The 25,381-nt window shown below is 63.2% G+C and carries 26 protein-coding genes and 1 pseudogene; 4 read left to right on the top strand and 23 right to left on the bottom strand.

The annotated features are described in order from the left end of the window. Positions 1 to 89: 89 nt before the first annotated feature. The 3 genes from MAXJ12_RS22900 to MAXJ12_RS37735 all read left to right on the top strand — a co-directional run bounded on the left by MAXJ12_RS22900 (position 90) and on the right by MAXJ12_RS37735 (position 2,315). Positions 90 to 554, top strand: coding sequence for a phasin (locus MAXJ12_RS22900; protein WP_040587513.1), 465 nt, complete (start codon positions 90 to 92; stop codon positions 552 to 554). A gap of 985 nt (positions 555 to 1,539) precedes the next feature. Next, complete coding sequence (locus tag MAXJ12_RS22895) at positions 1,540 to 1,845, top strand: DUF982 domain-containing protein (RefSeq protein ID WP_008838400.1); 306 nt, start codon at positions 1,540 to 1,542, stop codon at positions 1,843 to 1,845. Between the two features lie 311 nt (positions 1,846 to 2,156). Further along, positions 2,157 to 2,315: a hypothetical protein gene (locus tag MAXJ12_RS37735; protein ID WP_008838399.1), complete on the top strand. Its 159-nt coding sequence runs from the start codon at positions 2,157 to 2,159 to the stop codon at positions 2,313 to 2,315. Between the two features lie 124 nt (positions 2,316 to 2,439). Here MAXJ12_RS37735 and MAXJ12_RS22890 read toward each other — a convergent pair whose 3' ends face one another. Continuing rightward, positions 2,440 to 3,129 (bottom strand): transposase, encoded by a 690-nt coding sequence (locus tag MAXJ12_RS22890; protein WP_244421565.1) that lies wholly within the window; start codon positions 3,127 to 3,129, stop codon positions 2,440 to 2,442. Positions 3,130 to 3,492: 363 nt separating this feature from the next. On the opposite strand from MAXJ12_RS22890, the gene MAXJ12_RS39055 reads away from it, so the two are divergent. After that, entirely contained in the window at positions 3,493 to 3,711 is a 219-nt protein-coding gene (locus tag MAXJ12_RS39055; RefSeq protein ID WP_008838396.1) for a hypothetical protein, read from the top strand. A gap of 950 nt (positions 3,712 to 4,661) precedes the next feature. Here the strand turns inward: MAXJ12_RS39055 and MAXJ12_RS22875 are convergent. From MAXJ12_RS22875 to cybH, 22 genes and pseudogenes are all read right to left on the bottom strand, one after another. Further along, positions 4,662 to 4,976: a hypothetical protein gene (locus MAXJ12_RS22875; RefSeq protein WP_040587511.1), complete on the bottom strand. Its 315-nt coding sequence runs from the start codon at positions 4,974 to 4,976 to the stop codon at positions 4,662 to 4,664. A gap of 32 nt (positions 4,977 to 5,008) precedes the next feature. After that, positions 5,009 to 7,516, bottom strand: coding sequence for a S8 family peptidase (locus MAXJ12_RS22870; protein WP_008838392.1), 2,508 nt, complete (start codon positions 7,514 to 7,516; stop codon positions 5,009 to 5,011). Further along, on the bottom strand, positions 7,509 to 8,714 hold the full coding sequence (locus MAXJ12_RS22865; protein WP_008838391.1) for an AAA family ATPase: 1,206 nt from the start codon (positions 8,712 to 8,714) through the stop codon (positions 7,509 to 7,511). The genes MAXJ12_RS22870 and MAXJ12_RS22865 overlap by 8 nt, the downstream gene beginning before the upstream one ends. A 306-nt stretch (positions 8,715 to 9,020) precedes the next feature. Next, positions 9,021 to 11,378 carry a carbamoyltransferase HypF gene (gene hypF, locus MAXJ12_RS22860; RefSeq protein ID WP_008838390.1) on the bottom strand — a complete coding sequence of 786 codons (2,358 nt, stop codon included), beginning with the start codon at positions 11,376 to 11,378 and terminating at the stop codon, positions 9,021 to 9,023. After that, positions 11,378 to 11,635, bottom strand: a pseudogene (locus tag MAXJ12_RS22855) (nickel-dependent hydrogenase large subunit); the annotation flags it as partial. The pseudogene MAXJ12_RS22855 and the gene hypF, both read right to left, overlap by 1 nt. A gap of 56 nt (positions 11,636 to 11,691) precedes the next feature. Beyond that, complete coding sequence (locus tag MAXJ12_RS40105; protein ID WP_420492386.1) at positions 11,692 to 11,883, bottom strand: ATP-binding protein; 192 nt, start codon at positions 11,881 to 11,883, stop codon at positions 11,692 to 11,694. Further along, a complete protein-coding gene (locus MAXJ12_RS22850) occupies positions 11,799 to 13,073 on the bottom strand; it encodes a PAS domain-containing protein (RefSeq protein ID WP_008838387.1) in 1,275 nt (424 codons plus the stop codon). The genes MAXJ12_RS40105 and MAXJ12_RS22850 overlap by 85 nt, the downstream gene beginning before the upstream one ends. Further along, entirely contained in the window at positions 13,073 to 14,563 is a 1,491-nt protein-coding gene (locus MAXJ12_RS22845; RefSeq protein ID WP_008838386.1) for a sigma-54-dependent transcriptional regulator, read from the bottom strand. Before MAXJ12_RS22845 ends, MAXJ12_RS22850 begins: the two co-directional genes overlap by 1 nt. Next, entirely contained in the window at positions 14,560 to 16,329 is a 1,770-nt protein-coding gene (locus MAXJ12_RS22840) for a hydrogenase maturation protein (protein ID WP_008838385.1), read from the bottom strand. Before MAXJ12_RS22840 ends, MAXJ12_RS22845 begins: the two co-directional genes overlap by 4 nt. Positions 16,330 to 16,331: 2 nt before the next feature. Continuing rightward, positions 16,332 to 17,381 (bottom strand): hydrogenase expression/formation protein HypE, encoded by a 1,050-nt coding sequence (gene hypE, locus MAXJ12_RS22835; protein ID WP_008838384.1) that lies wholly within the window; start codon positions 17,379 to 17,381, stop codon positions 16,332 to 16,334. Then, the gene (gene hypD / locus MAXJ12_RS22830; protein ID WP_008838383.1) at positions 17,381 to 18,526 is read right to left on the bottom strand and encodes a hydrogenase formation protein HypD; all 1,146 of its coding nucleotides are present in this window, start codon (positions 18,524 to 18,526) and stop codon (positions 17,381 to 17,383) included. Before hypD ends, hypE begins: the two co-directional genes overlap by 1 nt. After that, positions 18,523 to 18,768, bottom strand: coding sequence for a HypC/HybG/HupF family hydrogenase formation chaperone (locus tag MAXJ12_RS22825; RefSeq protein WP_008838382.1), 246 nt, complete (start codon positions 18,766 to 18,768; stop codon positions 18,523 to 18,525). The genes hypD and MAXJ12_RS22825 overlap by 4 nt, the downstream gene beginning before the upstream one ends. Next, positions 18,768 to 19,640 carry a hydrogenase nickel incorporation protein HypB gene (gene hypB / locus MAXJ12_RS22820; protein WP_008838381.1) on the bottom strand — a complete coding sequence of 291 codons (873 nt, stop codon included), beginning with the start codon at positions 19,638 to 19,640 and terminating at the stop codon, positions 18,768 to 18,770. Before hypB ends, MAXJ12_RS22825 begins: the two co-directional genes overlap by 1 nt. Continuing rightward, positions 19,640 to 19,981, bottom strand: a complete 342-nt coding sequence (gene hypA / locus MAXJ12_RS22815) for a hydrogenase maturation nickel metallochaperone HypA (protein ID WP_008838380.1) — start codon at positions 19,979 to 19,981, stop codon at positions 19,640 to 19,642. The genes hypB and hypA overlap by 1 nt, the downstream gene beginning before the upstream one ends. Then, on the bottom strand, positions 19,981 to 21,114 hold the full coding sequence (locus tag MAXJ12_RS22810; protein ID WP_008838379.1) for a Ni,Fe-hydrogenase I large subunit: 1,134 nt from the start codon (positions 21,112 to 21,114) through the stop codon (positions 19,981 to 19,983). The genes hypA and MAXJ12_RS22810 overlap by 1 nt, the downstream gene beginning before the upstream one ends. Then, on the bottom strand, positions 21,111 to 21,689 hold the full coding sequence (gene hybE / locus MAXJ12_RS34575) for a [NiFe]-hydrogenase assembly chaperone HybE (RefSeq protein WP_008838378.1): 579 nt from the start codon (positions 21,687 to 21,689) through the stop codon (positions 21,111 to 21,113). Before hybE ends, MAXJ12_RS22810 begins: the two co-directional genes overlap by 4 nt. 1 nt (position 21,690) lies before the next feature. Beyond that, entirely contained in the window at positions 21,691 to 21,912 is a 222-nt protein-coding gene (locus MAXJ12_RS22800; protein WP_008838377.1) for a rubredoxin, read from the bottom strand. Continuing rightward, positions 21,909 to 22,748, bottom strand: coding sequence for a hydrogenase expression/formation protein (locus MAXJ12_RS22795; protein ID WP_008838376.1), 840 nt, complete (start codon positions 22,746 to 22,748; stop codon positions 21,909 to 21,911). Before MAXJ12_RS22795 ends, MAXJ12_RS22800 begins: the two co-directional genes overlap by 4 nt. 23 nt (positions 22,749 to 22,771) lie before the next feature. Next, complete coding sequence (locus MAXJ12_RS22790; protein WP_008838375.1) at positions 22,772 to 23,215, bottom strand: thioredoxin domain-containing protein; 444 nt, start codon at positions 23,213 to 23,215, stop codon at positions 22,772 to 22,774. 4 nt (positions 23,216 to 23,219) lie between these two features. Continuing rightward, positions 23,220 to 23,552: a HypC/HybG/HupF family hydrogenase formation chaperone gene (locus MAXJ12_RS22785; protein ID WP_008838374.1), complete on the bottom strand. Its 333-nt coding sequence runs from the start codon at positions 23,550 to 23,552 to the stop codon at positions 23,220 to 23,222. Beyond that, positions 23,552 to 24,241 carry a HyaD/HybD family hydrogenase maturation endopeptidase gene (locus tag MAXJ12_RS22780; RefSeq protein ID WP_008838373.1) on the bottom strand — a complete coding sequence of 230 codons (690 nt, stop codon included), beginning with the start codon at positions 24,239 to 24,241 and terminating at the stop codon, positions 23,552 to 23,554. Before MAXJ12_RS22780 ends, MAXJ12_RS22785 begins: the two co-directional genes overlap by 1 nt. A 427-nt stretch (positions 24,242 to 24,668) precedes the next feature. Beyond that, positions 24,669 to 25,379 (bottom strand): Ni/Fe-hydrogenase, b-type cytochrome subunit, encoded by a 711-nt coding sequence (gene cybH, locus MAXJ12_RS22775; RefSeq protein WP_008838372.1) that lies wholly within the window; start codon positions 25,377 to 25,379, stop codon positions 24,669 to 24,671. Positions 25,380 to 25,381: the final 2 nt, after the last annotated feature.

Raw genomic sequence — 25,381 nt, 5'->3', positions numbered from 1 at the left:
TATGCCGGTTTCATAATTCCGTTACGTCAGCTTCGTAGATGAATGAGATGGCTTTTGTGCAAGGCCGTCCACCCAAAAGGATGGGAAACATGTCCAAGACCGCTGACAAGACCACCGACACCATCGACAACGCCGCATTTCCGACCTTCGACCCGTCCAACGTTACCGACCAGTTCCGCGCTGTCGCTGAAAAGGGCGTCGAGCAGTCGAAGGAAGCCTTTTCGAAGTTGAAGACCGGCGCCGAGACGACCCAGAAGGCTCTCGAGTCGACCGTTGAGACCGCCATGACCGCCGGCAACGAGCTGTCACTCAAGACGATTGCCGCTCTGCGCGCCAATGCCGAAGCCGACTTCTCGCACCTCGAAGCCCTGGTTGGCGCGAAATCGCTGTCGGAAGTCATCGAGTTGCAGACCGTCTTCCTGCGCAAGCGCGTCGAGATGACCGTCGAGCAGGCCAAGGACATCCAGGCCGTGACCGCCAAGGCCGCCGAGGAAGTGTCCAAGCCGGCCAAGGACGCCTTCGAGAAGGTTTTCAAGGAACTCAAGGTCGCCTGACATTCTTGTTGACCACGATCTTTTTCCGAAAACTGGTATTCCGCGTTTCGGGATCATGGTCTGAGGCGATTGTGCCATTTGCGTAGGTCCAAAGTCCCACCGTGAGAGGCAAATGATCCCAATCGTTTCTTGCCTTGAATATCGGAAGACGGGCGCATGCCCGCCAGTAACCAATTGCCCGCGGGCAGCGATGCCGTTTTGGCTTGCAGAGATTCGGCGGCCCGGCGAAATTTGTGGCCGTGCACTACGCTCACATAGATCGCTTTGTAGCACCGTGCGGGCAACAGCCCGATCGGCGTCCTGCGGACCGAGGTAAAGGGAGAAGTGGCCGCACCTGCCTGATTGAGGCTTGCGCGATCGCCACGAGTCCATAATCTTGGAGAACAGCGGAGGCGGTTCGAAATGGAAATGCTTGGTATGATCGACAGTTTGTACCTCACGACGATATTCGCCATTGTGGCGTTCTGCTGCTTGGCTATCGTCATAGCTGTGCTTCAGGAACCAGATCGGGCCGCGGAAAAACTTCGATCGCTATGGCGGGGATTGAAGAAAGAGACGAATTAAGGCTTTCGGCGTTCACGCGCCCGGCGTGAATGATCCCGCGGCTCGGCTGCAGTTGTACCTTTCGGGCAAGGCTTATGCAGCCGTGCCCCCGAAGGCTTCGAGAAGCCGCTTTCCAATTGAGATCTTTCCTGCGCGGTAGGGTGCGCGCCTTTCCGGAACAGCGGCCGGCCCTTCTCCACTCCCCGTGGCGATCCACGAGATGATTTCTCAGCACAATACGGGAAGACCGTCGTGGCACTCGCCGGGCCGCCGAAGGGCGCCGCAAGCAAAGTCGGCATCGTGCCCGCAGGCCGTTGGCTGCTGGCGCGGCATGCGCCATCTTGAACCGTCATCAGGCTGACAACACATTCTGCGATGGTCGCCGAGATCCCAACGGCGGCTTCTTCACACGCCCGAGCCATTCGACAATTTGGAGGAACCAATGGACGTCACGGCATTCAGCAACCCCGTCTTCGTCAAGCGTGGATCATCCTACCTCGTGCAGGAGATTGTCGATCTCAAAGGCGCTATCGAGTTTCTGGAAGAATGGCCGGAGGATCGCCGCAGCCTGATCCATGAAACTGCCCTTCGGGCATGCTATCAAGCGTATGATGGGCTTAAGCCTCTGGGCGTGGCGCGCGATGCCTTTGTTGGCTTCGCGAAACGGGCCGGAATCCTGGAAGACCTCGAGGCGGTAACGCCGTGGATCGCTGCTTCCAATTCGGGCGGTGGACAGGCGCAGGTGTAGCCTCATTCCGTGTTCGCCTCCTTTGCCACCAAGAACCCGCATATGCCAGTCTGCCCGGTCGCCTTGTTGGGCAAGGCAACGACTAAAGGCGGCGGCAGAATAACACCAGCCCGCGCCGGATGCGGGTACCGTCGAGGAGAACGACGGGCGTGCAACCACGCAAATGCCAGGCTGCGCGGGGCGAAGGTCGCGGCCCAACGGCATATAGAGGATCAACTATCGTCCCGCAGCGCACAGGACCTACCTTTGGCTGTCCTCATTGACAACTGTTTCGGCCGAGGCGCTTTGCTTCCGCCGAGGAACGGCAGCATGTGCTCGACAATCTCCGCCGGCTGGGGATCGGTGCCGCCGGCGCGAAGACCGGTTGGTATCTCGCCGAACTGCATGTCGCACGACCGGAAGAGGTCACGAAATCTGTGCCGCTCGGCGAGGTCCTAACCGGCAGTGCAAGACAGATTGTGCAAATTTAGGAGTCGCATCATCACAAACTTGGTGTTGCTGTTTGCGGCGCGGCCAGAGGCGGCTCTTAGGTGACGCGTCGGCGAAGACGGTATGCCGCCGCGTCGATCTGCGGTTCAGCGGACTTCTGAAGCGTTATTGCAGCCCCAGCTTCCTCTTCAGTTCCGCGTTTTCCTTGCGCAGGCGTTCCGCGAGCAGGCTCTTCAGTCGCTTGTTTTCTTCCTCGAGCGCGACCAGATCCTTCAGATCGTCACCATCTGATGAAGGCGCCGCAGCCTTCTTCCAATGATAATGGGTCTGTCCCGATATGCCGGCCTGCTTTACGGCGCTCTTGAGAGTGGCGCCGCCATGGATCGACTTCTCGATCTGGGCGAGCTTCTGAGCGCGCTCCTTTTCAGAGTAGATCTTCCGCCCGGTCCGCATGGTCGCTGCTGGTGCTTCCTCCGTCTGAGACGCCGTATTGGCGCCATCCCGAGCAGGCGGCCTAGGCTCAGCCTTCGCCTTCCGCGACCGTGGGGATTTCTTCTTCGTTTCAGGCGTGTCCACTTTAGCTGCCGGTTCGGTTGCAGTTTTTACTGATTCAGCGTCCAGGGGATCTGCCATAAGATGCTTCGCTCGCGGTTTGTGCTTGTGTTCAGCATCAAGGGCTACGACATTGGAGTCAACAAGCCGACGATTTGGCAGCTCCATCTCATTGAGCTCCCTTGTTGTCTCCGCCATTGCTGCGGAGAGATCGACATCGCTCCAGATGGAACGACCCCCTTTTTTTTGATAACTGCGCTTTTGTTTGATCTCCACAGTAAACGGTCGGGTCTGCCGCCTCATGGTTTGTTCCTTGTTAGACGCATTGCACAGGAAGTCGCGGCTGACGACGATTGAACGTCTGGCGCTTCCTCGAGCCGAGCTATATGGATGAGACCGCCCGGGAGCAAGCGACGCGTGCTGGCGACGCATATAAACAGACCGGTTCCTATGACCAGGCAAGCTACGCCATTCAGGACAGGCCCGACCTGGTCGCGCATCACTATGGCCGCTTTCTCCCGCAGGACAAGGCAGCCCTGGGAAGCGGCGTAATGAGGCCCAGGCACACGCCACGGCTGAGACGGGTGTTTGAAATATCGTTGGCTGAGCAGGCTTTACGGGATTTGTGTAGGTTAGAACTACGAGCTGGAACACGGTCGAGATCGTTTGTCCGAAATTTGTATAGATGTTTCGGACAAGCGAATTGCCATCCGTGCGCGCGTCGGTTTCGAACGCACCTTCTGGGATAAGGTCGTCATCCTTCACGGGCTAAGACGCTGGTTCGACAAGCGCGGCGAGTTACGCTGGGGCGGGCAACGCGTGTCCCGTCACTATAATGACCTGCACCAGTTCGCCGCGACGCCGACCGGCGCCTTCCGCTATTGACGACATGGCCCAGTGCGGCCTGGGTCGCGCACGCCTGTATGTTCTTCGATCGTCCGGATTTCGATCTCGCAAGCGCTGCACCTGGCTCGTTCGCGATCGCGCTACATGACGCGATGGTCGAGCAGCTGCGCCCCTTGACTACAGGCCGGCCATGCAGGGCATGATCTTCGGCGACCCGCCGGCGTGTGAGGCTGTGATCGAGAGCATCGCCTGGCTCGAGGCGCGCATAAATGAGAAGAGCGCTGACAAAAGCGGGGCGGCGCGATGAATCAGTTGGAAGGAGCTGTCGGTACGACAGCCTGAGGCGGACGCGCATCCCGCAGGCAAAGCGGCCGTAGCCCCGCTGCGCAAACGACGCATTAGCGAAGAACCTTTGTGAGCGCCACCGAAGATAGAATCACTCATCGCCAGACTGGCGGCCCTGTCGCGTGACGCGTTGATCGCCAGGGCTACAATCACGAAGCGCTCCGCGCCCGGGCTTCATCCCTGGCGAATGTCTCGTCTAACCGATTCTGCTCAACGCCTTGAACTCTGCTCTGCAGTAGTCGTCGGTATAGGCCCAGCAAGAGGAGACGCCAGGCAACCGTTCGCAGGGGCGCAGAATATCCTTGCTTCATCTCCGTGGTCAGCCGGTAGCCGAAATTGTCCGAGCGCCGAATTGGGGAAGGTCTGCGCTTACAGGGTCATCTTCGTCCGCAGCGTGAAAATACGAGATATCGGCAAGGTCGCCGGGTCGAAACAGGGCGCTATGGTTCTGAAACCCGCCTTTCTTACCCCCGTCGAGCTGCACACGACCAAGCGTCAAATGAATCATTGATCCCAAGCGACGGCACTCCAGACCTCAGGACGCGCGGCCGCGCCCCCTTAGAATCTCGATTGCTTTTTCTATTTGGTCGCTGCGGCCAGAACCAAGTGAACACGGGCCCACAATCCCGCAGCCGAACGGGAGTCTACGCCGCGATCGCCCTAAGCGCCTTGTCCATTGAGAAACTACCCGTTGTCCCGTCTTCGAAGGTCACGCCAAAGCATCGAGTCGTATAACTTGGACCGCGATCGTGAGTTGGATAGAAAGACGCGGGAAGCGATTTCAATGCCCAACCGGTCCTGGCGCAGTAGTCCTCATAGACTGCGCGAACGTCAGCCAGATCGTCCTCGCCAAATTGCTGCTTTGGCTCTCGGTCATCTAAAATCCGGGAGAAATGCTCTTTGGCAGCGGTGACGGTTGCAAAGGTTCGCCCCGTTCTGAGAGACACTGATTTCGCCACGATTACCTCCTCGACATGCTTGGCTTGTGGGATCATATACGCGGCGTAATCCGCGCGGCCGTTCGAATATCGGCGATCTGCGTACCGAGGGCCTGCAGGTTTTGACGCATGTCGTTGAACACCGGCTGCTCGGCATCGGGATCGCTGATCGTGACGATAGCCGTGAAGGGCACACCTTCCTCGGGCATAGCCTCACCCGCTCGGGTCAGGTAATCGACAAACAAGCGCCAGTTCGAAGATGGGCCGACACCTTGCGGGAACGTCTTGGCCAGAACCTTGACCGGGCTCCACTTCAGATCGTGCTCGATCAATTCCGCTTCGACCGCCGGCGATTCGCGCTTCGTGGGGAGATAGAGTGGCTCAAGCCGTCCCTTCCATCCACCGCCCGCCTGCTCCTGCTGCAGTGTCGCGTTGATATTGACGCGAACGAATTCCGAACCGAATCGGGCGTCAAGCGGTGGCGTTGAGACGAGTGTGATCTTCGCTCGGCCGCGGCACCTTCCGCCTGGACCGACCAGCGAGGCGGGCCATGGAAACCGGAAATTGATCTGCTGGTCGCGCCTGATGCGGGATGCGAAGACAAGCGTGATCGCATGTTCGCCGGTCTCGAGAATCCGATCAGCGGATGGCGGCATGCCGAAGCCGACCATATGCCGCGCAATGGGTTCGAGCGCCGTGGCCTGCAATGGCACCGGCATCTGCGCGTGGTGGACGAGCAAACCGATCAGAGTCTCGCGCGAAACCTCTCCCTCGATCGCGTGGTCGAGTACAGCGGCAGTTTTTGCAGCAAGCGGGGAAGCATAGCTCGTGCCACATCCGTCGATGATCGTTCCGTCGGGCAAAATCGAGAATAGCCCGTGCCCGAGCGTCGAGTGCTGGGAACCCGCTCCCCCAATATGGGCCAGGTCAGGCTTCACCCCGGCGCGCAAGCCAGGTCCCCGCCGGCTGAAACGAGTCGGTGCAAAGGGCACACAGCCGTCATGTCCGGGCGGATTGAGAGCGGCCACAGCGACATTGCGGGCGCTTTCCGCAGGCGTGAGCAAGCCGTCATTGCGGGTGTTGACCAAGCTAGCGAGAGCCGCGGTCGGGTCTGCGGGCCACTCGGCGCGGAGATCCTGGGGTTGGATATTGCCGGCCGAAATGAACACCACTGCATTGTTGACCTCCGCAATCTGATCGAGCCGCGCCGCGTGAGGGCTGTATCGGTCCGGTGCGGCAGGCTGAAGGATGTTGAGGCTCATGTTGAACACCCGCACCCTGTGGCGGGCGCGGGCATCCGAGACGGCTGATTCCATCTCGTCGAAGAACTGCGGCAGGCCGTCCGGATAGTAGGAGACGAAGGCGCCAGCCTTGCGCTCGTTCGGGAAGACGGCAACGTCGACCAACTCCGTACCGTCCGGCTCCGGACAGATTTCCACGCCATTGAGTGCGCCACCTACCGCGGCCAGGCCACCGATGAACGTGCCATGAGCGAGATCGACGTCTTCATCGGCGAGGATGTCCCAACGGTCGATCACCCAGTCCGACAACGCCTCACTGATTCCACCATCAATGATGCCCATGCGGGGATGAGTGCGTCGGCTATCGCGAATAGGAATGGTCACATCGGTGGGTCGGATGCGTGTGCTTGGCGCGAACGGACTGGCAGCCCGAACAACGATGCCAGGCAGTTCGATCCGCCGAACCAGTGGATGACGGTCAAGAAAGGCGAGAAGTCGTGTATGACGATCGACGTCGGGATTAAACACAGCCAGTTCGCGGCGACGCTCGCCGACCGGCGTCCCATTCAACCGAAGAACGGGTTGATCGCTTGATTGGTCGAGCCTGACCAACAGGATCGGCTGCTTGTTCCCATGACTTGGCAGCCGCTCGACGGAGAGTCCGCGTTCCAGGGCATTGAAACCCGCGACGAAACTCTCCACGAGGCGACGATGACCAGCGTCGAGGCGATCCCACTCGGAGCGCGGCGGCGGGCTATCGAACAGCTCAACCTGATAAGCGCTTCCGGTCATCGGGTTTGAAAGCCACGCTACGGCCTCCTCGACTGAAAAGCTACGACGGTCAGCCGGCCCATAGAGTTCGATATGGTCGATGGCACCCGTTTCGCTCCTTCGCGCAGACGGATGGGGCTCATCCTTTTGCTTCTGTTCGTTGAACCGCATCTCGGTGTGGGTTTCGGCCCTTGCCATCTCAGCTGCGACTTGCCGGAGCGTGCCGGGTCTCGCTTCGACGATCATGACGCCGAGATCGCCACCGCCCACGACGGGCGTGCGATTGTCGCGAAAGAGGCTTGCAACAGGCCGATGACTCTTGGCCCATGCATCGCGGCGCAAAACGACCTTCACATAGCCGACGTCCCCCTGCGACTGAGCGCTGAGCACGCCGGAAATCGCGTCAAGCTGGCTCAGCAGGGCGTTTCTATGGGTTACAAACTCGGCATCACGGTGAGCAAAGAAATCCTTTCGCCCGCCGCCACCACCAGGCTCGCGGGCTGCTTCATAGTTTTCTGGATTGAGTACGATCTGGATCGGGCTAGCCATTCGCCACCTCGCCGTCACTGGACTTGATTGCTCGACCGAGCTGGCGGCTCACTGTCGACTTATCCTTGCCGGCGATCTCGCCAATGTCGGCCATGGAGAAGCCAAGGATCGGATCGTCCCGCATCGCGCGAAACAAATTGCTCGAATCGTCGAACAGCAGCGCGCGGCGCTCACTTTGAACGCGGGCCGCGTTCAACGTTGCGAACTGGCGCAGCGTGTCGAGCAGTCCCCGCCTGTCCTCCTCTCGAACAGTGGTAGCCTTCTTGTAGGTGCGCACCAGAGACTCGATCTCCGCCCCTGTCGATCCCTCCGTGAACCACGCAATCAGCCGCAAATGGATGTCGGGAGCTTTCACGGGCGGCATGAAATACGCGGCGATCGCCTTTCGCATCTCAAAGTCCGGTTTGGGGATTTCGAGCTGAACCTCGAACCGCCGCCAGACTGCGGTGTCGAGCAGCTGGGGGTGATTGGTGATCCCGATCGTGAAACCAACATCCCGGCGCGCATCGAGGTTCTGCAGGAGCGCGTTCACGACGCGCTTTATCTCGCCCACCTCCTGCGGGTCATCGCGTACCTTGGCGATCGCGTCGAACTCGTCCAGCAGGAGAATGCAACGATGGCGGTTCGCGAATGTGAACAGATTGCCGATGTTACGCGCCGTGGTTCCCAGGAAGGACGACACGAGGCCGTCCAGCTTCACCAGTAAGACTGGCAAATCAAGCTGCTGAGCCATCCACAACGCCAACCGCGTCTTGCCGGTGCCTGGCGCGCCGTAGATGAGGCAGGTCTTCGATGGCCGGATATTAATCTCGGAAAGGGCATCGAAATTGGCCCATTCCTCGATGATGGTGCCGATGGCTTGGCTGACTGTCGCATTGAACAGCGGCGCAGCCGGTTGAATGTCCGCCGGGAAGATCACGTCTGCCAGCGGTGCGGCCGTCTCTCGATCGACAGGAACGGGCGTGTTGCGGCTCAATAACTCGCCAGGACTCTGAGCTTTCGAACGCTCAATGCGGCTCGGCGAAAGCTCCTTCGTCCGATCTGCCGTTGTTAGGATACTTGTCAGTGCGGCTGCCTGCTTTGAATTCCCGTCCTTGGCCAACGTGTCGCGCAAGCGCTCGATTTGCTTGCGTGAGGCCGGTGACGCATCGGCTATCGCCGCGCGGCAAAGCGCTTGCACGATGGTAAAATGATCCATGCTCTTCCTTTTGCGCTCAGTTGCACCATATAGCGCATGCGATGCATATATCGCATCATTTGATGCACAACAAGGCTATTTATTGCATAAGGTGGCCAATTCGGTGCGCAAATGGAGTAGCCGCGCACGGCCGGAGACATGACCGCATCTCGGCGGCTCCAGCTCTGCGCAGAACAAAGAGGCACGATCGGCAGCGCACTGCGGCGCTGCCGGTCGAGGAAGCGTCCGGGCTTCTGATTTTTTTCAATACCGGAAACGCGGGAGAAACGGACGTCCCTTCTCATCGAAGCAGCCGAGGTCTCGCATTTAAGTGCCAAGCGACAGCCGGGGTAGTGAAAGGGCTAGGCCGATCGTAGCCTGGCCGAGCGCCAGACCGCCGTCGTTTGCGGGAACGCTTGCATGCGCCAGCCCCTCTAATCCTCCAACTGTGAGTTCGGCGAGTACGCCTTCGAGCAGCAGCCGATTCTGGAAAGCACCACCGGACAGTGCGACCGTGGCGACGCCGTTTTCCTCAGTGAGGCCGATGGCCTTCCGTGAGATGATCTCTATCAGCGTCCTGTGGAAGCGCGCGGCAATCAGCCCGGTTTCGACGCCCGAAGCCTGATCGCGAAGAAGCGCTTCCCACAGACCTTTCCAAGAGATAACCGGCCCCTTCGGCGAGGTTGCTGGCCAAGCCTCGGCCGCATCCATGAACGGGCTGGCGAGCGCCTCCATCTCCATGCCGGCTTGCCCCTCGTAGCTCTGGCGCTCGAAACAGATTCCGAGGACTGCCGCGCAGGCATCGAAAAGGCGCCCCGCCGAGGAGGCAAGCGGAGCGTTGACGCCCCTCTCGATCATCCGGTCCAGGACGCCAAGCGGCTTTTCGGCCAAGGCGCGGACGAAGGGCAAATCCGCAGGGAGCCTGGCCAGGAAATCCGGACCGAAAGCCGCCCGCAGATGCGAATAGGCATTGCGCCACGGCTCGATGCTGGCCTTGTCGCCGCCGGGCATGGCGACCGGCTCGAAATATGCCAGCCTCCGAAAGCCTCGGTAGCCGCCGAGCAGGAACTCGCCGCCCCAGATCGTGCCGTCATCGCCGTATCCGAGACCGTCGAGGATAATGCCGAGCACCGGCGGTGCATCTATTGCGCGGCCGTGCTGGGCAAGGCATGAGGCGAGATGCGCGTGATGGTGCTGGACCTGCACGAACCGCGCCGCGGTCTCACGGGCAAGCTCCATGGCAAGCCGGGTCGAACGGTAGCCCGGATGCCGGTCGGCGACAATGAGGTCCGGCTTCGTGTCGAACAGGCTTCGATACAACCCCAACGCCTGCCCCCACGCCTCCTGGTTCTTCAACTCGTCGAGGTCGCCGAGATGCTGCGACATCAGCGCCTTGCCGCCGCCCGCCAGGCAGAACGCGGCCTTTAGGTCGCCGCCCGTAGCCAGCGCCCTGATTGGGCCGTCGAAGCCCGCCGGCAGCGCCAGTGGCTCCGGCGCGAAACCGCGCGCGCGCCGCAACACCGAAATGTCGTGACCATCGCGGCGCACCACGCTGTCGTCGAGCCGGTTGACGATCTCACGGTCGTGCATCAGCCAGAAGTCGGCGATTCCGGCAAGCTCGCGCCGCGCCTCGTCGTTGTCCGTGCATTGCGGCTCGCCAGAGCGATTGCCGGAGGTCATCACCACCGGACCGTCCAGCGCCCGCAGCAAGAGATGGTGCAGCGGCGTATAGGGGAGCATGAAACCGAGCCGGTCGTGCTGGGGCGCCACGCCCGCCGCAACGCCGCAGCTGTCACGCCGCTTCACCAGCACGATCGGCGCCGCACGGGAGGCAAGCGCCGCGCGCTCCTGGCCCGACAGCTCCGCGAATTCGGCAAGCTGCTCCAAGTCGCGCGCCATCAGCGCGAACGGCCTCCCGCCGCGTTTCTTGCGGGCGCGCAGCCGCGCCACCGCGGCTTCGTCCGTCGCGCCGCAGGCGAGGTGGAACCCGCCGACGCCCTTGATCGCGACGATCCGCCCTTCCCCGATCAGCGCCGCCGCTTCCCGGATCACTGTCTGCGAGGCGCCGCCGATCACGACCCGGTAAGGACCTTCCAACCATACGCGCGGCCCGCAGGCCGGGCAGGCGATGGGCTGGGCGTGAAAGCGGCGGTCGGCCGGATTTTCGTACTCGGCCCGGCATTCCTCACACATCGAAAATCGTGCCATAGAGGTCGAGCCGCGGTCATAGGGGATAGCCTTGACGATCGACAGCCGCGGCCCGCAATGCGTGCAGTTGGCGAACGGGTAGAAATAGCGCCGGTCCTTGGGGTCGAGCACTTCAGCAAGACATTCCGGGCAGCAGGCGGCGTCCGGCACGATGCCGGTCTTCACCTGCCCGCCCGCGCTCGCCGCTATAGCGAAGCCGCCCGCCGGCAGCGGCCCGTCAAGCTTCGTCGCCTCGACCCCGTCGATCCGCGCCAGCGGCGGGCATTCCGCCTTCAGCCTGTCCGCGAAGGTCTCGAACTCGGCATCGCTGCACCACAGCGCGATCTCCACGCCCGCCGCATCGTTGCGGACATGGCCCGATAGCCCCATGGCAACCGCGATGCGCCACACCGTCGGCCGGAAGCCGACGCCCTGCACCAGCCCCGTCACCCGGACCAGACGTCCTTCCACTGCGGGCTCGGCGAGCGGCGCGCCCATCAGTGCACCGTGCAGACCATGCGCGGGTCGAACGAGCGAACGATGTGCTGGACTGCAACCGGCTCGGTCTCGCCAAGCCGCACGGGCGCGCCTTCGAGCGCCAGCTCCAGCGGGCCGGGATTGCCGGCCCCGTCGCGGGGCGAAAAGTTCCAGGTCGTCGGCGCGATGATCTGGTAGTTGGCGATCCGCCCGCCCTTCACGCTCAGCCAATGGCCAAGCGAGCCGCGCGCCGCTTCCGTCAGCCCACCGCCCGCGCCCTCACCTGACATTGCCCCATACTGAAGCCAGAGGAGATGGAGCGGTCTTTCCGGCATCATGGCAGCCTCAATGCTTTCCCCACATCCGCCGGCAGCCGCACGGTGAACACCGCGCCGCCTCCCGGATGGCCCGCTGCCGTCAGGTCGCCGCCCTGCTCCCTCATCAGCTCGTAGCTGACATAGAGTCCGAGCCCCGTGCCGTGGCCGATCGGCTTGGTCGTAAAGAACGGCTCGAAGATCTGGTCCATGAGCGCTTCGGCGATGCCGGGCCCGTTGTCGCGGACCCTGATGACGATATGGCCCTCCTCCGCCGGCAGGATATTTCGATCCGTGGATTGGCCCGCCCCTGCAGCACATCGGCGGCATTGTGGACCAGGTTGACGGTCACCTGATGCAAGTATCCCTTGCGTGCAGTGACATCGAGTTGATCCGGCATGTCGAATGCGACGGTCGGCCTGACGTGCTCCGCGCGCATAACCCAGTCCACCGCCGTGCGGATGACGCGCACGACATCGAACATCTCCGGGACCTCCCTCTGGCCACTGGAGAAGCGCCGCAGGTCCTGGACGATCGCCCGGACCCGCTCGGCGCCTTCCAGCGTTCCCTCGATCAGCGGCTCGATGTCGGCGGCGATGGGGTCGATCTTCAACCGCTTGCGCAGTTCCTCCAGCGCCTGCGCGTCCCCTTTGCCGCGCGTCGCCTCGATATAGCTGGTGATCGCCACACCATAGCGCTTCAGCGCATGCATGTTGCCGAACACGAAGCTGATCGGATTGTTGAGCTCGTGCGCTACGCCCGCGACCAAGCGGCCGAGGGCCGCCATCTTCTCCGACGCAACGAGCTGCTGCTGCGTCCTGGTCAGCTTCTGGTGAGCGAGGTCGAGCTCGTGATAGGCGCGGCGCAACTCCCCGATCGGGCGCCCGACGATAACGATGCCGACCAGCCTTCCGCGATGGTCGAAGCGCGGCGAGCAGTTCAGCGCCAGCGGCGTCGTGCCGCCGCCCTTCTGGCGCAGCTGCACTTCGAGGTCGGCGATCGCATGTGCGCCGCGCAGACATTCGCCGAAGCGCGCCGCTGTGGGCTCGTCCCGATCCTCGAACAGGTCGAGGATCGATGTACCGACAAGTTCCGTCTCGGCGACCCCAGCCAATTGCACCATGGCCGGGTTGACCTGCTGGATCCGGCCTTTCGCATCGCAAGCGATCAGAACGTCGGTCATCGATCCCAGCACGGAAGCGATGAATTGCTGCGCCTCCATCAGCGCGGCGTGCTGTCGCGCCAGCTGCGTCTGCGAGTCGACGATGTCCTTATAGACCGCATTCATCTTCTGGATGCCCCCGATCCAGGCCTCCTCGCCAGCCGGCGCCAGGCCGAGCGTCGGCACTTCCGCGGGCAGATGCGGCTCGTTGTGGCGCTTTCTCGGTACGCTGGAGGCCATCACACCGACCTTCCTCCCAGCACCCTTCGCGCCGGCAGCGGCTTGACGTTCTCCAGCCCGAAGCGCTCCAGCTTGCCGCGCAGGCCGACGCGCGACAGGCCCAGCTCCTTCGCCGCCTTCGACTTGTTCCAACGATGGCGGATCAGTGTCTCGCGGATGATGCGCAGTTCCATTTCGCTGACGCGCTCGCGCAGCGTTCCCGTCAGCTCGGCGATTTCTTCGCCGTCCCTTTCCTCGCGAGCGGGAGCCGCCATCAGGATATGCCGCGACACCAGATCGGCACCGAGTTCCTGCCCCTCCTTTCCCATGACCAGCATGTGCTGGATCTCGTTCTGCAGCTCTCGGACATTGCCCGGCCAGGAATAGTTCCTGAAGCAGGCGATCGCCTCGTCGGAAATGCCCGGCACATTCTTGCCGAGCTTGCGCTCCGCGCTGCCCAGGACTGCGGCCGACAGGATTTCGATGTCCATCAGCCGCTCGCGCAGCGCCGGAAGCCGGATGACCGTGCCGGCAAGCCGGTAGAACAGGTCGGCCCGGAACCGGCCCTGCCGCAGCTCCTCCTCCAGATCTCGGTTCGTCGCCGCCACCACGCGCACATCGACCTTGCGCGTCCTGCCGCTGCCGACCGGGCGAATTTCGCTCTCCTGCAGCACCCGCAGCAGCTTCACCTGGAAGGCCGGCGAGACCTCTCCGATCTCGTCGAGGAAAACGGTGCCGCCGTTCGCCCGCTCGAACAGGCCGACATGGTTCTCGACGGCGCCGGTGAAGGCGCCGCGCTTGTGGCCGAACAGCTCGCTTTCGAGCAGCTGGTCGGGCAGAGCGCCGCAATTCTCGACAACGAAAGGCTTGTTCCAACGCAGAGAGCCGTAATGCAACGCCCGTGCCGCCAGCTCCTTGCCCGTGCCCGAGGCGCCGATCAGCAGCACCGGTACGTCGAACGGCGCCACCTGTTTGAGCGCGTCGCGGACGGCGTTCATCGGGCTCGTCGGCGAGCGGATGATGCCGTCGTTGAAATCATAGTCGCGCTTCAGCGCCTTGCGGCGCTCCAACACCAGCTTGGAAGCCGAGCACGGCGCCATGCGCATCTCGACCGCCAGCAGCTCGTTCTCGCGCTGCAATGCGTAGAGCTGTACCGCGTTCTTCAGCGTGAGCGTGAGGTTTTCGGGGTGCCAGGGCTTGGTGATGTACTGGTAGATGCCGGCCTCGTTTATACCGTCGATGATGTCGTGCGCGTCGGTGTATCCTGAGATGATCATGCGCACGATGTCCGGCCAGCGGATGCGCGCCTGCTTCAGGAACTCGATGCCGGAGGTGCCGGGCATGCGCTGATCGCACAGGATAACCTGGATCCATTCCATCTCCAGGATCGAGCAGGCCGCCTTGGTGTCGCTGGCGATGTGGACGACGAAATCCTCGCTCAGGATGCGCCGCAGCGCCTCCAGCGTGCGGATTTCGTCGTCGACGATCAATATGCCCGGCAGGTCGCTCACGATGCCTTCCTCCGCCCCTCCCGACCGGCCCGCCAGTAGACGTCGCGGTGGCGGGCGATCGTCACCGGCGTGCGCGACTTCGGCACCTTGTGCACGAAATTATGCCGCGCGACGTGGTAGCTCGGGTCGAAACCGTAGAAATTGCGCCGCATCCGCGAAAGCTCCTCCTCGCGATAGGCTGAAAGCGGCTTGGCCGCCTCGTCGGCTGCGCGCTGCGCTTGTTTTTCGGCGAGCAACCGCGGGAACTCTGCGCTCCCGGCCAGCGCGGCAGCCGACGCCCTCACTTGCGCCATGAACCGCTCGCTTGACCCCGCGCACACCCGATCGACCAGATTAAGATTCAACGCCTCACTCGCGCCCATCGGCAGGCGCGCCGCCGCGATCCGGCGGGCATTGTCAGCACCGCAGCAGCGCGGCAGGAGATAGGTCCAGAACTCCGAGCCGTAGAGATTGCCCATGTCCTTATAGTGCGGGTTGAGGACGACGCTTGAGCGCATCCAGACCTGGTCGGCGCCGCGGGCGAGGAACACGCCGCCCGCTCCCGCATTTGCGGCAAGTGCCGCCACGGTGATGTGGCTTGTCGTGCGGATGATCGCCTCGGCGACGTCGTCGATGGCATTGATGTTGACCCAGGACTCATCGGCCGCGCTGTCGGCCGCCTCGATCCGGTTGAGGTCGAGCCCGTTGGACCAGAATTGCGGTCCTCCGCACAGCACGATCGCCCTGGTCTGACGCTCCGTCGCTTTTGTATAAGCGTCCAAAAGTCTTCGACAGGCGTCCTTTCCCATTGCACCATTGTAGAAGGGGAAGTGCAGATAGCCGACCGCACCGTCTTCTTCGTAGATGATGTCGTGATACCCGCCCGGTGAATTGGGCGCGACCTCCGGCAGGCCTGCAACTTCCTTCGCGAAGGCCATGGTCGCCGGCAGCTTGAACGGGTGTGGCGAATTGGGGCGCCGGACATGGCCGATCCACAACGCGCCGTCGACGGTGACGAGGGCGATCGCGGGCCCGCTTCTGGCGACGACCGCTCCCGGCTCCGCGAGCGACAGCTTGCCCCCTTCACCCCGCGCGCGACGCCCCCGCACGTCTTCCCCGAATTCACGCGCCTCTCGCGCGTCGAAAAGGAAGACCGTTTCGCCGAAAAGTTTGTCCCGCACGCCCGGCGCGCCGTCCGCTGCTGCGATCTTCTTCAGCACCGTTTCGGTTGTATCGGCAGCCCAATCGATCCGTCGGTCCGCCTGTTTGACAGCGTCCCGCCACCGGCCCAGGGGCGCAACAGATCGTTCTTCCGGGGCAATTGGCCTTTCGCCCTGCTCGAACCGCGCGATCGCTTCGAACACCGCCATCACCGCCGCCTCGGTCACCTCGTTGCGGTAGAGGCTCGATTTCGTCGCCTTTCGCATCGCGAAGGTGGCGCTCGCCCAGACCGGCCCGGCATCCATTTCGGCCGCCCCGTCCAGCACCGTGACACCCCACTCTGTCGCCCCGTCCATCATCGCCCAGTCCAGGGCGGAGGGGCCGCGGTCGCCGACGATGCCCGGGTGGACGATCATACAGCGTCGATTTTCATAGACTTCCTTCGGGATTGCCCGCTTCAGGAAGGGGGCGATGACGAGGTCCGGCCCAAACAAACCTACCGCCTCGATGGTCCGCTCGTCATTGACGTCCATCTCGACCGAGACCTCGTGTCCGTGCTCGCCAAGCTCCACGAAAATCCTTTGGCTCAAGGCGTTGAAGGCCGTGACGAGAAGCAGAATGCGCATCTTCAGCAGATCCTCGGAAGTTGTTCCCCGGCGATCCAGTCGATCAGGCGCATGCCGCCAAGTCTCGTTTCCATCCGCACCAGCGCCTGCTGGTCTGCGACGATTTGGCCAATGATTGCGGCATCTTGGCCCTTGGGATGAGCGCGTATCGCGGCGAGCAAAGTCTGCGCGTCTTGCGCCGCGCAGATGGCGATCAGCTTGCCTTCGTTGGCAACATTCAGCGGGTCGAGGCCGAGCAGTTCGCACGCCGCCGCGACCTCCGGCTTCACCGGAACCGCCGCTTCCCGGATCACCATTCCGACGTTGGACTGCTGCGCGATTTCGTTCAGCGCCGCCGACAGTCCGCCGCGCGTGGGGTCACGCAGCACCCGGATACCGGGAATGGCTGCAAGCATGGCCGCCGCCAGATCGTGCAAAGGCTGGCTGTCGGAGGCGATTTCCGTTTCAAAACCAAGGTGTTCTCGCTTCGACAGGATAGCGACCCCGTGGTCGCCGATCGTGCCGGAGACAAGGATTGCATCGCCCGGCCGGGCATTGCCTCCGGAGACGTCAGTGCCGTCCGCCAGCACGCCAACACCGGTCGTGGAGATGAAAACGCCATCGCCCTTGCCCTTCTCCACCACCTTGGTGTCGCCCGTAACCACGGGCACGCCTGCGTCCCGGGCGGCAAGAGCCATTGAAACAACTATTCGTTCCAGTTCGGCCAACGGAAAACCTTCCTCCAGGATGAAGGAAGCCGACAGCCAGAGCGGCCGCGCGCCTATCATGGCGACGTCGTTGATCGTGCCGTGGACCGCCAGCGCGCCGATATCCCCGCCCGGGAAGAACAGTGGCGAGATGACATGCGCGTCCGTTGCCATCACCAGTCGTCCGGAGACGGTGCCGAGCAGGGCCGCGTCGTTGCCCTGGGCCAGGAACTCGTTGGCCAGATGTCTTTGAAAAACATCCCGAATCAGCTCGGCCATCGCGCGGCCGCCGGCGCCATGGGTCATGTCCACTGCGCCGCGGGCGGACGAGGCGGTGGCGGCTAGCCTGGGATCGTTCGCGCTCATTATTCCGCCGCCTCCAATGGCTTCGGCTGGCGGAAACGGCCGTAGGTCCAATAGGCCGCGCAGGCGCCTTCGGAGGAGACCATGCATGAGCCAATCGGGTTCTGCGGCGTGCATACGGTGCCGAAGAGCTTGCATTCGGTCGGCTTCTTCACCCCACGCAGGATCGACGGGCACTCGCAGGACTTCACCTCGCGCGAAGCCTTGACCGAGAGCTCGAAGCGCTTCTCGGCGTCGAAATCAGCATAGGCGTTGCGGATGCGCAGGGCGCTGTAGGGCACGCTGCCGAGGCCGCGCCAGTCAAAGGTCTTGCGCAGTTCGAAGACCTCGCTCACCAGTGCCTGCGCCTTGAGGTTGCCTTCCTCGGTCACGACGCGGGTATATTCGTTCTCGACCTCGTGCCGGCTTTCATTGACCTGCCGGATCAGCATCAGAACGGACTGCATGACGTCCAGCGGCTCGAAGCCGGCGATGACAACCGGCTTTTGGAATTCCTCGGCAAAGAATTCGTATGGCTGCGAGCCGATCACGGAGGAGACGTGCGAAGGTCCCAAGAACCCGTCGATCTTGACGATGCCCAGCTCCCGCACTTGCGGCGATTCAAGAATGTGAGAGATCGCGGCCGGCGTGAGCACATGGTTGCAGAACGCGCTGAAATTCTCGAGCCCCTCGGCTTGCGCCGTCTTGATGGCGACGGCCGTCGGCGGCGTCGTGGTTTCGAAGCCGATGGCGAAGAAGACGACTTGCCGCTCGGGGTTTTCACGCGCGATCTTCAAGCCATCGAGCGTTGAATAGACCACGCGGACATCCGCTCCGTACGCCTTGGCGCGGATCAGACTGCGTTGCTTGGTGCCCGGCACGCGCATCATGTCGCCATAGGTGCACAGGATGACCCCGTGGCGCTCGGCGAGTTCCACCGCATCGTCGAGCCGAGAGACGGGAAGCACGCAAACGGGGCATCCGGGTCCGTGCACGAAATGCACGTTCTGCGGCATCAGGTCCTGCACGCCGTAGCGGAAGATCGCATGCGTGTGCCCGCCGCAGAACTCCATGAAATGATAGCTCACTTCCGGATCAGCCTCGGTCGCGATGGCGCCGGCGATGGTCTTCGCGAGCTCCTGGTCGCGATATTCGTCGACGTATTTCATGCCGAAATCTCCTCCCGCTCCTCCTCCAGCACGCCCGCTTCGGCCATCAGCTGCAGCGTGCGCTCGGCCTCCTCGGGGCTCACCTTGTGGAGCGCATAGCCGACATGGACGAGCACGAAATCGCCAAGCGAAACGTCAGCCACCAAGGCCAATGAGATGCGCTTCCTGATCGTGTCGAACGCGACCACGGCCATGTCGTCATCGAGCAGTTCGACGACACGCGCGGGAATGGCCAGGCACATCAGGCTGCTCCCTTGAGCTCGGCCGCCAGCGGATGGCCGGCTAGCGCCATGGCGCGGGCCGCCCCGATCCAGGCCGTCCAGTCCGACATTCCCTCGCCCGTGCGCGCCGAAACCCTGAGCACCTTGATCCGCCGGTTCACCTTTCGGGCGCTGGCGATGCAGGCCTCCACGTCGAAGTCGAGATGCGGCAACAGGTCGGTCTTGTTGAGGATCATGAGATCGGCGGCGGCGAACATATCGGGATATTTCAATGGTTTGTCCTCGCCCTCGGTGACTGAGAGCACCACCACCTTGTGCGCCTCGCCGAGATCGAAGCCCGCCGGACAGACGAGGTTGCCCACGTTTTCGACGAGGAGCAGGCCTCCTTCGGGAAGGTCGAGGTGATCTGCGGCATGGCCGACCATATGCGCGTCGAGGTGGCAGCCCTTGCCGGTGTTGACCTGGATCGCGGGTGCGCCGGTGGCGCGGATGCGGTCGGCATCGTTGGAAGTCTGCTGGTCGCCCTCGATCACGGCGATCGGCAACTTGCCCTTCAGAGCCTCGATCGTGCGGCAAAGCAGCGTCGTTTTGCCCGAGCCGGGGCTGGAGACGAGGTTGAGCGCCAGCACGCCGCGCTCGGCGAACATTTTTCTGTTCGCATCGGCATACTCGTTGTTCTTGGAAAGGATATCCTTTTCCAGCTTGACCATCCGCGCCTGGCTCATGCCCGGCGCATGGGTGCCAGCCGGGCCCGACCCACAATCGTGCACATGATCGTCGTGATGATGATGGTGGTGGTGATCATGGCCTTCGTGGACGCGACGATGGTGATGGCCATGCGCCTTGCCCTCGAACCGGACCTCGCCCTCGCCGCATCCGCAAACGGTGCACATCAGCTCACCTCCAATTCCCTGATTTTCATTTCCTCGCCGCCGGTCACCTGCAGCTGATGGCTGCCGCAGTCGGGGCATGGATCGAAGCGCGCCGCGATCGGCACACTCCGGCTGCAAGGCATGCACCAGGCCCTGCCTTCCGTCTCGACGATTTCCAGCCTTGCGTCTTGCGCCAGCGAGCCAAGCATGGCGACATCGAAGCCGAACTTCAGCGCCTCGACCTCGACACCGGATAGCCGCCCGATTTCCAGGCAGACGCGGTCCACCTTCCGAAAATCCTGTCTGGCGGCCTCATCCTCAAGGATGCCGCGGATGCTTTCGCATATCGTCATCTCGTGCATCAGCGGACCCTCACATCGTAGCCGACGCAGGGGTCGATGGCCCGGACCAGAAGATCGGCCTGGACCGCCAGAACTTCACGCCTGGATGCAGCGAGCGCCGAAAGCGAGCGCGCGGCAATGCCCCGCTCGCCGAAATGGATGCTGGTCGGAGACGTGATGGCATAGTCGGCTATACGGTCGTCCTTGAAAACAATCCGATGTTCCAGCCGGCCGCGTGCTGCCTCGGCGGAGGCAGTAGCAAAGCGACCCCCGTTCTCGTCGCGAAAGACTTTGGACGTGGGCACATCGGACCCGTCCGCGACATCCCGCAAGGCCGCGAGCCCTCCGGCGATCTGCCCCGGCAGCTTCGATGCCTCGACCACGCGGGCGGCCAGCCGTGCGGCCAGCCCGGCTTCACCGTTTTCGGAAAGGAAAGCGCGAACGAGCGGCGCACCAGCCTGCCTGGCGAGGCAGCTCGTGTCGGCCGACGCTTGCTTCGGCAAATCCCTGTTTCCCCCAGTTGTCTTTTCGGGGCAGCCTATTAGGGCCCAGCCCCTTGCCAGGACCGGAGCGAGGAGGCGGGCCGCAACCGTACTGCCCTCCATAGCCCACTCGGTGAAGGCATCGCGATCCATCTCGCCAAGCGGCTTTTCGCCTGCGTAGACCACGCACTGCGTTAGGGAGCTCGCCTCAGTGGCCGTTTCGGCGGCTTCCGCGCCCGGCATCTCTGCCCATACGCCGGGAACGAACGCATTCCCGCCTCGAAAAAGCGCCTGCTTTAGGCGCAGCGGCAGGTTCATAACCCGGCGCAGGGTTTTACCGTCCGCAGGCTCGCCCGCGAGACTGGCAGTATCCAAGCCAATGCGCAGCAGATGCTCGCGCAGCGTCTCGGCAAGCACAAGAAGCCGCCGCGCTTGTTTCGTCCGCCGGTCCGCCCCGATCTCCAGGGCCGCCTCGACTGCCTCGACGCTCGCCGCCGACTGCGCGATACCACAGACACTGAACAGCAAGCCGATCATCGACACGGCCTGCGTCGCCGGTCGGCCTCGCAAGATCGGGCCAAGCGCAATCGGGCGCGGCGGAACAACGATGGCCTTCACAAGGCGACCGCCATCGCAGACGAGATCGATAGAGACGCGGCCATCGATGCTCATGCGGCGGCCTCCTCCTTGTCGCCCAAGCCGAACAGGGATCGGCGGGGCAATCCCGCCGGCTGAGAGCTCTCAGGTGTTCGGGCTGTCTCAACCCCGTCCAACGCGCTTGCCACTTCCTCAGCTAGCCGGCCTTCCCAGACACGGGCCATGTCGCCGTCCTCGTCTTCTTCCGCCTCACGATTGAACAGTTCCGCAAGCACCTGCCGCCCGGCCTCTTCCGCACTCTCCTGGTCGGCGAATTCGAACATCGGCGAGAACAGAGAGCACATGCGATAGCCGCCGAGCTCCTCGTCATAGGCCTGGATGAACTCGAACTGGCCAGCCGGGAACGAGACATGCTCCTTCGTGCCCGTAGGCATGCGCGGGCGCGCTTGCCCGTCGCCAGCAGGCAGGAGCACGAGGTCCATGAACCATGGCGTGACGAGAACCGCGAGCCATTCGCCCTGCCACTGCTGCACGCCCACCGCGCTGACGCAAAGCGCCGGATTGAGGATCGGAATTCCTGTCATGGCTGTCCGTTCGATCCGCTGAAACACGAACTCTAGACGGGCAGCGACGGTTTGCGAGTGATCCATGTCAATTGCCTACGACCATGAAGCCCTGCTTGGAGCCGTCGCAGGTGGGGCAGCGCCAGTGCGCCGGCAGTTCGGCGAAGGGCGTGCCGGGCGAGATCTGCCAGCAGTCGTCGCCTTCGGCCGGGTCGTAGACATGCCAGCAGATCTTGCATTCGAGCCGCGACATCGGGCCGATCTTGGCATTGTCGCCGCCATAGGAACCGGCAAAGAAGGTGTCGTTCACCGGTAGACCTCCAGGATTTCGAGGAGCCGCTGGCGGCTGTCGGCAATGTCCTCCGGCGCGGCGCGGACCACCTCCGGCAAGGCCGTGACCTCGATCGTGTTGAGGATGAGATCGTCGGTCGAAGTGAAGAAGCGCACCCACCAGACGCCGCGCGTCGCCGTCGTGGTCACGCGGCAATTGCCGTAGCCACGCGACAGCACGACCACGGGCCCGTGGCCGAGCAGGCCGTCGAGGAAGGTCAGGTCCTCTTCAGTGTGCGGCAGCAGCGACAGGTTTATGACGTGCGGCCCGACGCCGGGCCCTACGAGCGGGATGCGGTCATTGAGCTCCGATATCAGCGGCGGCGCGTTGAAGACGCCCATCGGATAGGTCGCGGGCGCAGCGAGCATATTGCGGCAGCCGGCGAAGGCCCTCTCCAGCACGGTCGAGGGAAAGGCGCCGACCTCGACGAAATCGCGCACGAGGGTGCCGTCGGGTCCAGTCTGGCGCACGCGCCAGACACCGGCGAGCACCGACTCCTGCGCCTGCAGGTCCTCGCCGCAGATGATCGAGACCTCGCCCTCGCCCAGCGTCTGGTCGATCAGCGCAAGATTGGCGCGGTCGAGGCCGGAAAGATCATGCACCGCGTTTTCGCAGCCCGGCGAGGACCGGCCGAGGCTTTCGGCCAGCGCGCAGAGCACCGCCAAAGCGGCTTCGAGCCCGGCGACATTTTCCTTCTCGGGCAATACGGGTGCCGCAAAGGTCGCCATGCCCTTCGGCATATACTGCAAATCGGCGCCGTCCTGTTCGCGCGGCTGTGAACCCGGCCCGATGCCGCCGCATAGTGATGCTGCCATGGCGCGCTCCCAGCTGCTTTCGCTCAATCGAACTGATCGTGGCCGTGATGATCGTGCGTTGCGCACGCATGGGGAAACTCGAAGGGCGGCGGTGCGCTCGGCGCGCTTGTCAGTATGCCGGCGATCTGGGTGAGATAGTCTTGCCAGTCGAGCACGCGCTTGATGACGCCGAGATATTCGCCGTTCCTCAGGAAGACAAGCGCCGGGAAGGCGTTGAAGCGATATCGGGTTTGCAGCTTGCGCTCGCTCTCCCGAGATACCACGGCCGGCTTGAACACGCCCTGGAAGGCCTGCACCAACTCCGGCAGGATCACCGCCACATCGTTGCTCTCGGCGAGCCGCAGCCAGTCACCGGGGAAAAACAGCGCGGTGAACTCGTGGGCCTTGGCGAATGCGCCGATGTTCGCCTCGTCAACCACCCGGATCCGGTGGCGCTCCATCATTGTGGCGAGAGCGGGTGAAAACATGGACTCAGGCGTCCTTTGTGCCTTGCGGTGAGAGGGCTTGCGCCGCCAGCAGATGCTCGGGCAGCTGCGGCTCGCGGCCGACCAGGTCGGCGAAGAGGTGGTCGAGGTCGGTGTCGCCGGCGAGCGCGCGCTCCGTCGCTTCGAGGGCGTCGGCGATCAGGCGCGCCGTCTCGGCCGTGACCGTCTCGCGCGCAGTGTCGAGGAAGGCGAGTATCCACGTACCCGCCGGCTGATTGCCCACCAGCGTCATGTCGACCCGCCGCGTGCCGCCGCGACCGGTGCACAGGGCAATGCCGCCGCTGCATTCAACCACCTGGAAGGGAACGCCGACACACATCAGCCCCGCCCTCCGGACGATTGCAAAAGCGCGTCGACCTCGCGCTGGAAATTCGTCGGGCCAGCGAAGGCGCTATTGGCGAGAAGCCGCGCGTCGCCGTGACGACAGGCCTCTTCCGGCCGGGGTCGACCGCTCTCGTAGATGCCGATGCGCATTTCGCGCGAGGCGAGCGTCTCTTCCTCGGCAAGCGGTTCGGTGCGCTTGGCGATCGTCGCTCCGTGCCGGGCGAGCCACTCGACAGCAAGCTCGATTGCTGGCTCGATCTGAGCCTTCACCGCGGGCCGGAGACTGCCGCCATAGTCGTCCAGCTCGACCGGTTGCACCCCGACGAGAAGGAGGTGGGCGGGATAGTCACCCATCATCTCGGCCATGGCGAGGACTTCCTGAAAGCCAGTCTGGTGGAGCGAAATCTTCTTCACGCCGAGGAAGGCCGGCACCTCGCCGCCTTCGACGAGCTTCAGCGTGCCGGGCGCCAGGCCGTAGTCGACCGCGTCGAACACGACGAGGATGTCGGCCTCGCGGATGTGTTGGACGAGGTAGATGCCCTGCGTGCCGCCATCCATGGCCCGCACGTTGTCCGCCGTTTCGCAGAGCCGGTGGAACTCCTCCACCACGCGGACGCCGAAGCCCTCATCGGCCCATAGCAAATTTCCGATGCCGAGCACGAGCACCCGTGGCGCGCCGTTCATTGGGAAAACCTCCTCTTGAGCTTTTTCCTTCCAGCCGCAAGAGGCGGGCCAATTGCCTGGGGGCAGGCAAAAGGTTGCGAAATAAGGGTTGATCCCTGGATAGAGAACGACGCGTGGAAAGCGCGATTACGATTTTACCCGCGCGGACGGAAAGTATCCTTCCATTGACGGGTGCGCCATCGCGGGGCAGTGAGAAGCGAAATTCCAGGCCGATGAAAAGCTTGCGTTCACTCGCCCACGCAACCCGCCTCGCTCCGCACTTTGCCCCTGACCACCGTTGCCGTTGGCACTTCCGCTCCCCGTCGAACGGAAAAGGTGTCGAGGCGAAGCCGAGGCGGAGTGTGGGTCGGTTTGAAGGCAACCCCGCTTGAAGAAAAAAGCCGGCGCGGGCAACCCCCCGCCGGCAGGTGAGGTCACGAAAGTCGTCCTAGCGGGAATCACGCGGGGCACCGTTGCCCCGAAAGGTCCGCCAGCCTGAGATCATCGAGGAAATGATCGACTGTCTCGACATGATGTCCTCGCGCACAGCGGCATAGATGTGGATGATGAGGAAGCAGATGATCACCCACATGCCGAGATGGTGCCACGTGTGGACGTCCTGGCTCTGACCGAACAGCGGGATCACACGGCTCGAGAACAGCGTGTGCTGCCAGGAACCCATTCCGGTCCCTTCGCCGTAGAGTGCGAGACCTGTCACGATCATGAAGATGGTGAACCAGACGAACAGGATGTGCATGGCGATCGTGGCGAGCGGGTTGTGCCCCGAATACTTAACCGGCTCCCTGACCAGCATGGCATACCAGAGCACCTCATGCCAGGCTTCCCGCCAGAAGCGGCCGCGCCAGACGGGCGGCAGGAATATCTGCCGGGCATGCTCGTTGCCGGCGAAGGTCCAGTAGACGCGGAAGGCGAAGCCAGCAATCAGGACATAGCCGGCCGCGAAATGCAGGTATCGTATCCAGCCGAAGGCGAAGCTGGCGCTGGCTTCGCCGCCGACCGATGGCGGCGGCGAACCGATGAGGTAGCCGGTTCCGGCCAGCGCAAGGATCGCGAAGGCGTTGACCCAGTGCCAGAGACGCAGCGGCGCCTCGTAGACATAGACCGCGTCTTCACTGTGAGATGTATGGCTCACGGTCATGG

The sequence above is a fragment of the Mesorhizobium alhagi CCNWXJ12-2 genome (assembly GCF_000236565.1).
Classification (GTDB): Bacteria; Pseudomonadota; Alphaproteobacteria; order Rhizobiales; family Rhizobiaceae; genus Allomesorhizobium; species Allomesorhizobium alhagi.
The sequence above is the reverse complement of the archived record's forward strand: the minus strand, read 5'-3'. Positions and strand labels throughout refer to the sequence as shown.